This window comes from Flavobacterium rhizophilum (assembly GCF_046000485.1).
Taxonomy (GTDB): Bacteria; Bacteroidota; Bacteroidia; order Flavobacteriales; family Flavobacteriaceae; genus Flavobacterium; species Flavobacterium rhizophilum.
In genome coordinates this window covers 246009-258839 of record NZ_JBELQB010000005.1, presented here as the reverse complement: position 1 = coordinate 258839, position 12831 = coordinate 246009, and the positions used below count along the sequence as shown (strand labels likewise).

General features: G+C 38.0%; 12 protein-coding genes. All 12 read left to right on the top strand.

Annotation, left to right across the window (positions count from 1 at the left end):
• The first annotated feature begins 40 nt into the window (after positions 1-40).
• The 12 genes from guaA (at position 41) to ABS768_RS08410 (ending at position 12806) form a co-directional block, all read left to right on the top strand.
• Complete coding sequence (gene guaA, locus ABS768_RS08465) at positions 41-1570, top strand: glutamine-hydrolyzing GMP synthase (protein ID WP_408074524.1); 1530 nt, start codon at positions 41-43, stop codon at positions 1568-1570.
• Positions 1571-1729: 159 nt separating this feature from the next.
• A complete protein-coding gene (locus ABS768_RS08460) occupies positions 1730-2167 on the top strand; it encodes a hypothetical protein (RefSeq protein ID WP_408074523.1) in 438 nt (145 codons plus the stop codon).
• A gap of 121 nt (positions 2168-2288) precedes the next feature.
• Positions 2289-4220 carry a LysM peptidoglycan-binding domain-containing protein gene (locus tag ABS768_RS08455; protein ID WP_408074522.1) on the top strand — a complete coding sequence of 644 codons (1932 nt, stop codon included), beginning with the start codon at positions 2289-2291 and terminating at the stop codon, positions 4218-4220.
• Between the two features lie 2 nt (positions 4221-4222).
• Positions 4223-4621 carry an OsmC family protein gene (locus ABS768_RS08450; protein ID WP_408074521.1) on the top strand — a complete coding sequence of 133 codons (399 nt, stop codon included), beginning with the start codon at positions 4223-4225 and terminating at the stop codon, positions 4619-4621.
• Positions 4622-4836: 215 nt separating this feature from the next.
• Positions 4837-5067 carry a DUF3820 family protein gene (locus tag ABS768_RS08445; RefSeq protein ID WP_157481995.1) on the top strand — a complete coding sequence of 77 codons (231 nt, stop codon included), beginning with the start codon at positions 4837-4839 and terminating at the stop codon, positions 5065-5067.
• A gap of 180 nt (positions 5068-5247) precedes the next feature.
• Positions 5248-6861, top strand: coding sequence for a CTP synthase (locus ABS768_RS08440; protein ID WP_408074520.1), 1614 nt, complete (start codon positions 5248-5250; stop codon positions 6859-6861).
• A 58-nt stretch (positions 6862-6919) separates the two neighbouring features.
• Positions 6920-8824, top strand: a complete 1905-nt coding sequence (gene yidC / locus ABS768_RS08435; protein ID WP_408074519.1) for a membrane protein insertase YidC — start codon at positions 6920-6922, stop codon at positions 8822-8824.
• A gap of 105 nt (positions 8825-8929) precedes the next feature.
• Entirely contained in the window at positions 8930-9628 is a 699-nt protein-coding gene (locus tag ABS768_RS08430) for a toxin-antitoxin system YwqK family antitoxin (RefSeq protein ID WP_408074518.1), read from the top strand.
• A 51-nt stretch (positions 9629-9679) separates the two neighbouring features.
• A complete protein-coding gene (gene mnmA / locus ABS768_RS08425) occupies positions 9680-10867 on the top strand; it encodes a tRNA 2-thiouridine(34) synthase MnmA (protein ID WP_408074517.1) in 1188 nt (395 codons plus the stop codon).
• Positions 10868-10948: 81 nt separating this feature from the next.
• Positions 10949-11449 carry a hypothetical protein gene (locus ABS768_RS08420; RefSeq protein ID WP_408074516.1) on the top strand — a complete coding sequence of 167 codons (501 nt, stop codon included), beginning with the start codon at positions 10949-10951 and terminating at the stop codon, positions 11447-11449.
• A 3-nt stretch (positions 11450-11452) separates the two neighbouring features.
• The gene (locus tag ABS768_RS08415; RefSeq protein ID WP_408074515.1) at positions 11453-12097 is read left to right on the top strand and encodes a TatD family hydrolase; all 645 of its coding nucleotides are present in this window, start codon (positions 11453-11455) and stop codon (positions 12095-12097) included.
• A complete protein-coding gene (locus ABS768_RS08410; RefSeq protein WP_035131872.1) occupies positions 12090-12806 on the top strand; it encodes a tRNA threonylcarbamoyladenosine dehydratase in 717 nt (238 codons plus the stop codon). The genes ABS768_RS08415 and ABS768_RS08410 overlap by 8 nt, the downstream gene beginning before the upstream one ends.
• Positions 12807-12831 lie beyond the last annotated feature (25 nt).

Below are 12831 nucleotides of genomic sequence, written 5' to 3'. Positions count from 1 at the left end.
ACTCATTTTTCAGTTTCAAAATATTGAATTACTTTTGCGCATGCAACACAATGTACTTATTCTAGATTTCGGATCGCAATACACACAGCTTATTGCGAGGAGAGTTCGCGAGTTAAATATCTTTTGCGAAATTTTCCCTTACAACAACCCGCCGGGTGATTTATCGTCTTACAAAGCCGTAATACTTTCTGGTAGTCCATTCTCAGTAAGGGCAGAAGATGCACCGCATCCAGACCTTTCTGAAATTCGTGGTAAACTGCCTTTATTAGCAGTTTGTTATGGAGCACAGTACCTTGCTCATTTCCACGGAGGAGAGGTAGCGCCAAGTAACATTCGTGAATACGGTCGTGCAAACCTTTCTTATATTAAGGAAGATGAGCCTTTCCTTGAAGGTGTTAGTGCAGGTAGCCAGGTATGGATGAGCCATAGTGACACCATTAAGCAATTGCCAACAAACGGAGTGAGAATTGCAAGTACTAAGGATGTGGAAAATGCAGCCTACAAAATAGAAGGCGAAACTACTTATGCTATCCAGTATCACCCAGAGGTATACCACTCTACAGACGGTAAGCAAATGCTTGAAAACTTCCTTGTGAAAATCGCAGAGGTGCCTCAAAACTTTACACCGGATACTTTTGTTGAGGATATCGTTGAAGAGCTAAAAGTAAAAATCCAAAATGATAAAGTAGTATTGGGGCTTTCAGGAGGGGTAGACTCTACTGTGGCTGCTGTACTTTTAAATAAGGCTATTGGCCAAAACCTTTACTGTATATTCGTAAATAACGGATTACTGCGTAAAGATGAATTTGAAAGCGTACTTCACCAGTATAAAGATATGGGGCTTAATGTTAAAGGAGTTGATGCTTCTGAAAGATTCCTTAGTGAACTTGCAGGGGTTGAAGATCCTGAAACTAAGCGTAAAACCATTGGTCGTGTATTTATCGAGGTATTTGATGATGAGGCACACTTACTTACCGATGTGAAATGGCTTGCTCAGGGAACTATTTACCCTGATGTTATTGAGTCGGTTTCTGTAAAAGGACCTTCTGCAACAATCAAATCACACCACAACGTAGGTGGGTTACCTGATTTTATGAAGCTTCAGGTTGTTGAGCCTTTAAGAATGCTGTTTAAAGATGAGGTAAGAAGAGTAGGTGCTACTTTAGGTATAGATCCTGAACTTTTAGGAAGACACCCTTTCCCGGGGCCTGGTCTTTCAATCAGGATTCTTGGAGATATTACTCCGGAAAAAGTACGTATACTTCAGGAAGTAGATCATATCTTTATCCAGGGACTTAAAGATCACGGACTTTATAATCAGGTATGGCAGGCAGGTGCAATACTATTGCCTGTAAACAGCGTAGGTGTAATGGGGGATGAAAGAACGTATGAAAAAGTTGTTGCTCTTAGAGCGGTAGAATCTACCGATGGTATGACTGCCGACTGGGTTCATCTACCTTATGATTTCCTTATGAAAGTTTCTAATGAGATTATAAATAAAGTGAAAGGTGTAAACAGAGTTGTTTATGATATTAGCTCGAAGCCACCAGCCACTATAGAATGGGAATAATATATCATCTGATTTATATTTTAAATAAGCCTTTGCAACCGCAAAGGCTTATTTTTTTATTTGTGGCAGGGTTTTGGTAAATTGTTAAATGGATTTAATAATTTGACCAAAAAAACGTTTAATTTTAGAGCGACTAATTTGACTAAAAAACTACAAGCCATGAAAAAACTTTTATTATTGGTATTGTTCACCACCTTTTCTTTTTCTGCTGTTATGGCACAAAATAACTATGGTGACGACCAAAATTACGACAACGATGATGATACCGTAGAGATGACCGATGAAGATGATATGTATGAGGAGGAAGATCCTGATGCGTTTTTTATTGACCATAAAATTCTTCCGGGTGAAAGAATGATTATGATATCAAGAAAGTATATGGTAGACCCTAAGGAAATTTATAAATATAATGAATGGGCAATTAGCGGATATGATGCTAAAACAGGTGGAGGTGTATTGAAAATCCCATTGCATAAATCCCAGAAAAAAGATCTTGATGCTTTTAAAGAAAAGCTTGAAAAAGAGCGCGGAGGACCAATACAGGTGCCTACGCCAAAAAGAAAAAAGAAACACCTTACTACCGATACTGAAGAATAAGGATAGTATAGGCTATACACTTATTTTTAACTGAAATTTATAATAAAAATACTGTACAGCACTCAATACATAAATTAAATTTGCACCAACTTAAACAAATAGTATAAACCAAAACTTGAATATGAAGCATTTTGTAATTTTATTTTTTTCACTCGTGTTGTTATCCGGTTCTGCTTTTGCGCAGGGTAAATACAAAAAGCATCAGGTGGCCAAGGGAGAAACAGTGACCGAGATTGCAAAAAAATATAAAGTTACCCCATATGATATTTTCAGGCTAAATCCTGATTCCCAAAATGGTATTAGCGAAGGTGCGGTATTGCTTATACCTGCTGCCGGTAAAGTTAAGCCGGAAACTGCTGCTGTGCCTGTTACAGAGAAAGCCACAAGAATTTCTAATCCTATACATGAGGTAAAGGCTAAGGAAACAATGTATGGGCTTACAAAGCAGTATAATGTTACAGAGCAGGAGCTTATTGCTGCAAACCCGGAACTGACCGATGGGTTAAAAATAGGCCAAAAAGTTATTATTCCGGTAAAAGGGAGTGGTGTTGAGGCACAGGCCGAAAGGGCAGAAAAAGTGTTTGAGAAAAAAGACGCACCAAGTTATATGTATCATACCGTTGAAGCTGGTGAAACAAAATACTCTATAGCTAAACAATATGGCATGACTCAGCAACTTTTGGAAGAACTTAATCCAGAGGTTAAAGAGGTACTTCCGTTAGGATATAAGCTTAAGCTGGATAAAGCATCGGTACTGGCTAAAGAAATAGGGCCCGGCGCACAGTTAAAGCAGGATGAACCTCAATTTACAATGTATACTGTTCCTGCAAAGGAAACAATGTACAATCTTACTAAAACAACAGGATTAACAAAAGAGAAAATAGAAGAATTAAACCCGGAACTTAAAGAGGGCGGTCTTAGGGAAGGTATGGTTTTAAAGTTTCCTGCAGTTAAAACAGGAGGTTTTGTTACCGGAAAAAAAGCACCCGGAGTTGTTAGTCTTGTCGATTCGCTTGAGGTACAGGGAGTAAAACAACTTGCGCTATTGTTGCCTTTCAACTTGGTGAAAGATCAAAGTAATGTGGAAGAGACAGAGCGTGTAAGGACTGATAAATTCCTTAATATGACTCTTGATTTTTATGCAGGCGCTTTAATAGCTATCGATTCGGCTAAAACTTTAGGATTGCCTATTAAGGTTAAGATACTGGATTCACAGGAGTCTAAAAACTCTTCTGCTGTAGATAGACTTAAAGGTGATCTTATTGGGGTTAATGCAGTTATTGGTCCGTTTTTTCAAAATAATGTAGAAAGGGCGGCACAAACATTAATGAATGTCCCTGTGATATCACCACTTTCTAAAGAGGTAGGTAGGCCAATTGAAAACCTGTATCAGTCGGTTCCAAGTCCGGATGTGGTAAGGATAGCGATGCTTAATTTTATTAAAAGTAAAAATGCTAACCTTATAGCGGTTGTTGATGAGAAAAAACTAAGTTCAAAACAGTTTATAAAAAACAACTATGCCGGAGCGAAAATTACTGACCAAATGGTGACCGAGGAGCTACTTAAACCGCTACTTGATCCTGTAGGGATTAACTATATATTACTAGATACCGAAAGTGCCGGAAAAGTGTCTAACACGGTAAGGGTACTTATGAAAATAAAAGAGGAGTATAAAATACAACTGGCTGTTTTTGAAAGAACCGAGGTGTTGGATAACGAGGAGGTTCCGTTAAACCTGTTAACGCAGCTAAAAATGCAGTATGCTTCTATAACCAATGATACCGATACTCAGGAAAAACATTTGTTTATCAAGAAGTTTAAGGAGAAAAACGGAGTTTCGCCAAATCAGTTTGCTACCAGAGGTTTTGATGTAACTTTTGATGTTATTTTACGTTTGTTCCAGCCTGAAAGTTTTGGGGAAACAGTAGTAACAAAATCATCAGAGCAGGTAGAAAACAAATTTGCTTACAGGACGCTTAACGGAGGTAATTATAATAACGGGGTATACATCCTGCATTATGATGAAGATTTAAGTATTAAACACGCAGAGTAATTATGACATCTAAAGTAACTTATTTAGGAGATTTAAGAACATCATCTGTTCATTTACAGTCGGGTAGTGAGATTATATCCGATGCTCCGCTTGACAATAATGGTAAAGGTGAGGCTTTTTCACCTACCGATACCGTTGCAAATGCTTTAGCAACCTGTATGTTTACCATTATGGGTATAAAAGCCAGAGATATGGGGGTTAGTATGCGGGGTTCTGTTGCAGAGGTGACAAAAACCATGGCTGCCGACCCGAGAAGAATCTCTAAAATTAAAGTTGTTTTTAATCTTAAAAGTGATGCCGATGAGAAAGCGAGGATAATACTGGAAAGGGCAGCGATGCATTGCCCGGTTCATTACAGCCTGCACCCCGATATTGAAAGAGATATAACCTTTAACTGGTAATCCGGTTTTAAATATAAAATACCCTTCATTGGGTATTTTTTTTGTTTTATAGCCAGGGTATATTTGAGTCAGAAAGTTTTTTTAAATCCCTTTGGTTTATGCAAAGTGTTTCATTCACGTGTACACTTGGTTAAGTAAAGCACTCTTGATAAAGAGTGCTTTTTTGTTTTAAGGGTGGCTTTTGGTTATTACCTTTGCTGTTTACAGTACTATTTATGGATGAGCAAAGGGAGTTGCTAATAAAATTAGCACATGCAAAAATGCCTTTTGGTAAATATGAAGGGCGTTACCTTATTGATTTGCCCGAACATTATGTGGTTTGGTATCATAATAAAGGGTTTCCTGCCGGACAGTTAGGGAAACAACTACAGTTGGTTTATGAGCTTAAACTTAACGGGCTTGAGGGGATGATAAGGAACATCAGGAATCAGTATCCAAAGCCGTGAAAAATTGAAAATATGTTAAATAAACACCCTGAATTACTGAAAAATAAAGCTGTTTTTCAGACTTTGGGTATTGGTATTTTGAAATTTTCAAATAACCTCATTTACAGATTACATATTATCGGATAAAATTGCTTATTTTTGCCACGTTTTTTACAACAGCAACAGCACAACAACAGTACAATGAATCAAACGAAGTATATTTTTGTTACAGGAGGTGTAAGTTCTTCTTTAGGTAAAGGAATCATAGCGGCTTCTTTAGCAAAATTATTGCAGGCAAGAGGCTACAGGACAGCCATCCAGAAATTTGACCCATATATTAACGTAGACCCGGGAACGCTTAATCCATATGAGCACGGTGAATGTTATGTTACAGATGACGGAGCTGAAACTGATCTTGACCTTGGGCACTATGAACGATTTTTAAATGTTCCTACTTCTCAGGCTAACAATGTTACTACCGGTAGGGTGTACCTTTCGGTTATTGAAAAAGAGAGAAGAGGGGAGTTTTTAGGTAAAACTGTACAGGTTGTACCCCATATCACTAACGAAATCAAGGAGCGCATGCAGCAACTTGGTAAAACGGGTGATTATGATATTGTTATTACCGAGATAGGTGGTACTGTAGGTGATATTGAATCACTACCGTATATTGAGTCGGTTAGACAGTTGGTTTGGGAACTTGGTGAAAATAATGGTATTGTTATTCACCTAACACTTGTACCATACCTTGCTGCTGCCGGAGAACTTAAAACCAAACCTACACAGCACTCTGTTAAAACATTAATGGAGAGCGGTATTAAAGCCGATATACTTGTTTGCCGTACAGAGCATGAGCTTTCGTCTGACTTAAGACAAAAGCTGGCACTTTTCTGTAATGTGAAAAAAGAAGCTGTTATACAGTCTATAGATGCTTCTACGATATATGATGTTCCAAACCTTATGCTGGAGGAAGGATTAGACAGGGTAGCCCTTAAAAAGCTTGACCTTGCCGAGAAAAACAATCCCGACTTAAAACAATGGAACGAATTCCTTTTCAAGCTTAAAAACCCTAAACATACCGTTAATATTGGTCTTGTAGGTAAGTATGTGGAACTTCAGGATTCATACAAATCAATCCTTGAGGCGTTTATACATGCCGGTGCTGTTAATGAGACTAAAGTAAATGTTATCAGTATCCATTCTGAATACCTTGATGAGCAAACTGCAGCCAAAAAACTTTCTGGTTTAGACGGTATTCTTGTTGCTCCGGGATTTGGAGGAAGAGGTATTGAAGGTAAAATAGAAACTGTTCGTTTTGCCAGAGAGAACAAAATACCTTTCTTTGGTATATGTTTAGGTATGCAAATGGCAGTTATAGAATTTGCACGTAATGTACTGGGATGGAAAGATGCTAACTCTACCGAGATGAATGAAAGCACACCTTATCCTGTAATCAACATTATGGAAGAGCAAAAGAATATTACCGATATGGGTGGTACTATGCGTCTTGGTGCATGGAAATGTCACTTAACCGAAGATACTCTTGCTTATAGCGTATACAATAAAGCAGACATATTAGAGCGTCACCGTCACCGTTATGAATTTAATGGTAAATACCTAAACGAAATGCAGGAAGCAGGACTGGTAACATCGGGTGTTAACCCAGATACCGGACTTGTAGAGGTGATTGAGCTTAAAGATCACCCGTTCTTCATTGGGGTGCAATACCACCCTGAGTATAAGAGTACGGTAGCTAACCCGCACCCGCTTTTCGTAAGTTTTGTGAAGGCTGCGGTTAAGAAAAAAAGCGAATAATTTAGATAATTATATTCCTTGCAAAAGGATACACTTTAAGGTGTAACAAATTAATTAGATGGAAGAAAAAAAATTAGATTACAGATCGGCCATAGGTTTTGCCCTAATCGCTGTGCTTTTAGGCTGGATGTTATACAATCAGGTTCCTACACAGGAAGAGCTTGATAAAGAGAAAGCCGAAAAGGAAAAAGTAGAGCAGGAAAAGCAAGCTAAACTTGCAGACGAAAAAACAGCTGTAGTTACAGAGCAGGATTCAACAGTTACCGATTCTGTAAAACAGGCAGGTCTTAGAGATGCTCTTGGGGCATTTGCTTACAGTGCATCACTACCTTCTGCTAAAGATGGTGTGACTGAGCTTAAAAACGACAAGCTATTACTTGAGGTTTCTAATAAAGGTGGTTACATTTCCGTGGCTACTCCGCTTGGATTTGAGCAATTCAGCAAAGATTCCGGTGAGATGGTTAAAATCATCAAGAATAATAATGCCGATTTTAATCTACAATTCAAAACCAAAGATAACCGTATCCTTAACACAAGAGATATGTACTTTGAGCCTGTACTCACTAAAAATGGCGAGAATCAGGTTTTGACCATGCGTTTAAAAGCAGGAGCTAACGCTTACCTTGAATACCGTTATGAAATGACACCGGGTCAATACATGGTAGATTTCTCTATCCGTACGCAAGGTTTATCTCAGGTACTTGATACTTCTAACCCTATTGACTTAGAGTGGAAGCTTAAAACTTACAGAAACGAAAAAAGTATCTCTTATGAAAATAGATATACTCATGTTGTTTACGAATATGAAGATGGTAAAGATGATGATCTTAGTGTAGGTAGTAACGATAGTGAAAAAGCAGATAATGTTACTTACATTGCTTTTAAACAACACCTGTTTACCTCTATACTTTTAACAGATAAGGCGTTTAAAACTGCCGATCTTGCATCTGAAAATCTTGTTCATGATGAAGAGGTAGATACACTTTATACTAAGCAGTTTACAGCAAAAATGCCTCTTGAATTTGATGGTGGCGAACTTAGCTATAACATGGACTGGTACTATGGTCCTGCAGATTATAAGATATTAAATAGCTATGACAGAAACCTTGACGAAGTAATTCCTTTAGGATGGGGTATATTCGGTTGGATTAACCGTTATATATTTATCAAGGTATTTGGTTTCCTTTCTTTATTCCTTCCATACGGTATAGGTATTATTGTATTCACTATTCTTGTAAGGTTGGTAATGTCTCCGGTAACATACAAGTCTTACCTGTCACAGGCTAAGATGAAAGTTATTCGTCCTGAAATACAGGAGATAAACGAGAAGTACAAGAAAGACCCAATGAAAAAGCAACAGGAGACCATGAAGCTTTATAATAAGGCGGGTGTAAATCCAATGGCAGGTTGTTTGCCGGCATTAATGCAAATACCTGTGTTCTATGCCTTATTCCAGTTCTTCCCGTCTTATTTTGATTTAAGACAAAAAAGTTTCCTTTGGGCAGATGACCTTTCTTCTTATGACTCTGTTTATCACTTACCGTTCCGTATTCCTTTATACGGAGATCACGTGAGCTTATTCCCAATACTTGCTTCTATTGCTATTTTCTTCTATATGAAAATGACTACCGGAGATCAAAGTATGTCGGCACCACCACAGGAAGGTATGCCTGATATGAGCAAAATGATGAAGGTAATGATTTATATATCTCCTGTAATGATGCTTATATTCTTTAACAACTATGCATCAGGATTGAGTTTATATTACTTCATTTCAAACACTATTACCATAGGTATTATGTTTGTGATTAAGAACTACATTGTGAATGAAGATAAAATCCATGCAAAAATTCAGGAAAACAAAACCAAGCCTAAAAAGCAGGGACGTTTCCAAAAGAAAATGCAGGAAATGATGGAACAGGCGCAGGAGCAGCAAAAAAAGCAGCAGCAAAATAAAAGATAAACTGTAAAGCACTCTTCGGAGTGCTTTTTTTAATAAATTGGCTCACAGTTTGTAATACTAAAAACAGTACAATTTAAGTTTAGATATAAAAACGTAAATACTATTATGAGATACTTTGCAGTACTTATTACTCTTTTTATGACCTTAGGGCTTACAGCTCAAAACAAGGATGATATCAATAAGTTTGACAGTAACGGTAAACGACACGGTGTGTGGAAAGGCACTTATGATGCTACCGGAAGACCACGTTATGAAGGTACTTTTAATCATGGTAAAGAAACCGGGGTGTTCAAGTTTTTTGATGATACTCAAAAAGGCTCGCTTATTGCTACAAGAGATTTCTCAGAGGGTAATGGCGTTAGTTATACTACGTTTATTGACCAGAAAGGAAATAAGGTAAGTGAAGGTAAAGAGGTAAACAGACTTCGTGAAGGCGAATGGAAAACATATCATCCTGACGGAAAAACTGTAATGTTATTAGAGCATTACTCTAAAGGGAAGCTAAACGGTATGGTAAAAGTATTTTTTGCTAAAGGTGAGCTTGCCGAAGAAAAGGAATATAAGGATGGGGTACTTAATGGTATCTATAAAAAATATAACGAAAAAGGTACTGTACTGGAAGATTCCCACTATAAAAACGGGAAGCTTAACGGGCAGGCAGTATTCTATGATAAATTTGGAAATGTATCGTCTAAAGGCGAATTTGTAAAAGGATATAAGTATGGTTACTGGGAGTATTATGAAAATAAGAAACTGTTAAAAAAGGAGTTCATGTTAATGCCTAAGGAGGTAACAAGGGACTAATGAATATTTTGTAGTACTTTTGCAGAAATTTTTTCAGGAAAGGAATTAAAAATGAAACGAGTAGTAGTTGGGCTTTCGGGCGGAGTGGATTCGAGTGTTGCGGCATACCTGTTGCAGGAGCAGGGGTATGAGGTAATAGGCCTGTTTATGAAAAACTGGCACGATGATTCGGTTACCATCTCTAACGAATGTCCGTGGCTGGAAGACAGCAATGATGCTTTGCTTGTAGCCGAAAAACTGGGTATACCTTTTCAAACGGTAGACCTTAGCGAACAATATAAGGAACGTATAGTTGACTATATGTTCAATGAATATGAGCAGGGAAGGACTCCAAACCCCGACGTGTTATGTAACCGTGAGATTAAGTTTGACGTGTTCATGAAAATTGCCCTTAGCCTGGGTGCAGACTATGTGGCAACAGGACACTATTGCCGTAAAGGTACTATTGAGAAAGACGGTAACGAAGTGTATCAGCTTTTGGAAGGTGTAGACGGTAATAAGGACCAGTCGTACTTTTTATGTCAGCTTTCACAGGAGCAACTTGGTAAAGCTTTATTCCCAATAGGCGAATTAACCAAGCCGCAGGTACGTGAAATCGCTGCAAAGATGGATTTGGTTACAGCAGAGAAAAAAGACTCTCAGGGGCTTTGTTTTATAGGTAAGGTTCGCCTGCCGGAGTTTCTTCAGCAGCAGCTTCAGCCTAAAGAAGGACTTATTTATGAAATTGATGCCACACAGGATACTTATAATGTAGACAAACCGGTATTTGATAGCGTAAAAGACCAACTGGTTTTTGAAGCTAAAAACATAGACTACAAGCCTGAAATGGGTAAAGTGGTAGGAAAGCATCAGGGAGCGCATTACTATACTATAGGGCAGCGTAAAGGCCTTAATGTAGGTGGTACAAAAGAGCCTTTGTTTATTATAGCTACTGATGTGGCGAGTAATGCTATTTATACCGGGCAGGGGCACACCCACCCGGGACTGTTCAGGAAAGCATTATCCATACAGGGTAATGAGGTACACTGGGTGCGTGAAGACCTTACTTTAAAAGATGGTGAAACCATGGAAGTAATGGTTAGAATACGTTACCGCCAGCCGTTACAAAAAGCAACCCTGCATATGTTTGATAACGGAATGTACATTGCTTTTGATGAACCACAGTCGGCCATTACCGAAGGGCAGTTTGCAGCCTGGTATATTGATGACGAACTTATTGGTTCGGGCGTTATTTCATAATAAAGATTATCGTATTTTTTATATAAACCCAATGCTTATAAGTGTTGGGTTTTTTATTGCTGTAAAATGTATATTTGTTAAATGGATTATAACTTTCAGCCCTCTGTGCCTAGAGACTTCAACAAACAACCTGTTCTAATTTCAGGAGAAGAATCTTTAAAGTTTTCTAATACTGAATATTTAGTTATTAATGATGAAGTTTTCGAGATTAGATTTAGGTATTTCGTAGGTCCTTTCAAAGAGGTTGTTGTTACCGAAAATCTTATTGCAGTAGGATATCAGGATAATTTTTATCTGTATAATAAAATTGATAAAACTACTTTGTTAGTAATTCCTTTAAAAGGATATTTTAGCAGTTTACATTTTCATGAACAAAGATTTTATGTCAGTGATATGGAATTTTTATATTGTATAGAGAAATCAGGTAAATTGCTTTGGCAAAGTAATTCTTTAGCCGTTGATGGTGTAATGATAAAAGACTTTACTGCTCAAAGGATAATGGTTCAGGCTGAGTTAGATCCTCCTGGGGGCTGGAAAGATTTTATCCTAAATAAGAAAACAGGTGAAATAATTAAAACTTGATCAATGCTATACAACCTGCACACCCATAACTACACGGCTAATAGCAGCATATTTGAAGTGGTAAACCGCTACCCGTATGAGGAAACAGATGTACCTTATTTCTCTACAGGTATACATCCCTGGTATATAGATTTAGAGAGGCTGGAGGAACATTTAGCTATAATTGACCATAGGTTGGCAACGGATAACTGCCTTGCCCTTGGGGAGTGCGGACTGGATAAACGCATTGAAATACCTTTAAATGTGCAGCAGGAAGTATTTGAAAAACAACTTCTGTTAGCAAAAAAACATCAAAAACCCTTAATTTTGCACTGCGTTGCCGCTTATCAGGAAGCAATAGCCATTAAAAAGCAGTTAAAAATGGAGGTACCCATGATAATACACGGGTTTTCCAAAAATGCTCAGGTAGCAAAACAACTACTGGACAATGGTTTTTATATTTCGTTTGGTAAGTACCTGTTGCGTAATCCCGAGCTTTCGGCTGTATTTGCTACAGTACCTAATGACAGGCTTTTTATGGAGACAGATACCATTGAAGAAGGACTGGAACTGGTATATGAAAAGGCTGCAACAGCAAAAAATATAGATTTAAAAGAATTAAAGAATATAGTAAGCAATAATTTTAAAACCGTTTTTAAGAATGGCTGAATGGACCGAGAGAGCAGAGCTCTTGTTTAAAAAAGAAGGGCTTGATAGATTAAAAAACGCAAAGGTAATGGTTGTGGGACTTGGTGGAGTAGGATCGTTTGCAGCCGAGTTTCTTGCCAGGGCAGGAGTAGGTAACATGACAATTGTTGATGGTGATACTGTAGATATTACAAATATTAACCGTCAGTTGCCGGCACTGCACTCTACTGTAGGAAAGCCAAAAGTACAGATAGTAGGCGACAGGCTTATGGATATTAACCCTGAGCTTAACCTTACCAGGATAGAGGAGTTCCTTTCTCCCGAAAGAGCTTTTGAACTTGTAACACCCGAGTTTGATTATGTTCTGGATTGTATAGACAGTGTTACCCCAAAACTTAACCTTATTATTGCAGCAAAAAGGAAGAAGGTAAAAATTATTAGCAATATGGGAGCAGGAGGGAAATACCTTGCCTCTAAGGTAAAGGTAGCCGACATCAGTAAAACCGAATATTGCCCGCTTGCCAAAAACATAAGGAAACGTTTAAAGAAAGAAGGTATTACAAAAGGTGTAAAGGCAGTTTTCTCTACAGAAGAACCGGATCAGACAAGCCTTAAAATGACCGATGGTAAAAACTTCAAGAAGTCATTTTTCGGGACAAATAGCTGGATGCCTGCCCTGTTTGGGCTTCATGCAGCAGAAACCGTTGTAAAGTATATACTAAAGCATTAAAAAATCCCCGTTAAGGGGATTTTTT

What these genes read in the sequence shown, in the direction of transcription:
- guaA (WP_408074524.1), top strand. Translation starts at nt 41, where the DNA reads ATGCAACACAATGTACTTATTCTAGATTTCGGATCGCAATACACACAG.
- ABS768_RS08460 (WP_408074523.1), top strand. Translation starts at nt 1,730, where the DNA reads ATGAAAAAACTTTTATTATTGGTATTGTTCACCACCTTTTCTTTTTCT.
- ABS768_RS08455 (WP_408074522.1), top strand. Translation starts at nt 2,289, where the DNA reads ATGAAGCATTTTGTAATTTTATTTTTTTCACTCGTGTTGTTATCCGGT.
- ABS768_RS08450 (WP_408074521.1), top strand. Translation starts at nt 4,223, where the DNA reads ATGACATCTAAAGTAACTTATTTAGGAGATTTAAGAACATCATCTGTT.
- ABS768_RS08445 (WP_157481995.1), top strand. Translation starts at nt 4,837, where the DNA reads ATGGATGAGCAAAGGGAGTTGCTAATAAAATTAGCACATGCAAAAATG.
- ABS768_RS08440 (WP_408074520.1), top strand. Translation starts at nt 5,248, where the DNA reads ATGAATCAAACGAAGTATATTTTTGTTACAGGAGGTGTAAGTTCTTCT.
- yidC (WP_408074519.1), top strand. Translation starts at nt 6,920, where the DNA reads ATGGAAGAAAAAAAATTAGATTACAGATCGGCCATAGGTTTTGCCCTA.
- ABS768_RS08430 (WP_408074518.1), top strand. Translation starts at nt 8,930, where the DNA reads ATGAGATACTTTGCAGTACTTATTACTCTTTTTATGACCTTAGGGCTT.
- mnmA (WP_408074517.1), top strand. Translation starts at nt 9,680, where the DNA reads ATGAAACGAGTAGTAGTTGGGCTTTCGGGCGGAGTGGATTCGAGTGTT.
- ABS768_RS08420 (WP_408074516.1), top strand. Translation starts at nt 10,949, where the DNA reads ATGGATTATAACTTTCAGCCCTCTGTGCCTAGAGACTTCAACAAACAA.
- ABS768_RS08415 (WP_408074515.1), top strand. Translation starts at nt 11,453, where the DNA reads ATGCTATACAACCTGCACACCCATAACTACACGGCTAATAGCAGCATA.
- ABS768_RS08410 (WP_035131872.1), top strand. Translation starts at nt 12,090, where the DNA reads ATGGCTGAATGGACCGAGAGAGCAGAGCTCTTGTTTAAAAAAGAAGGG.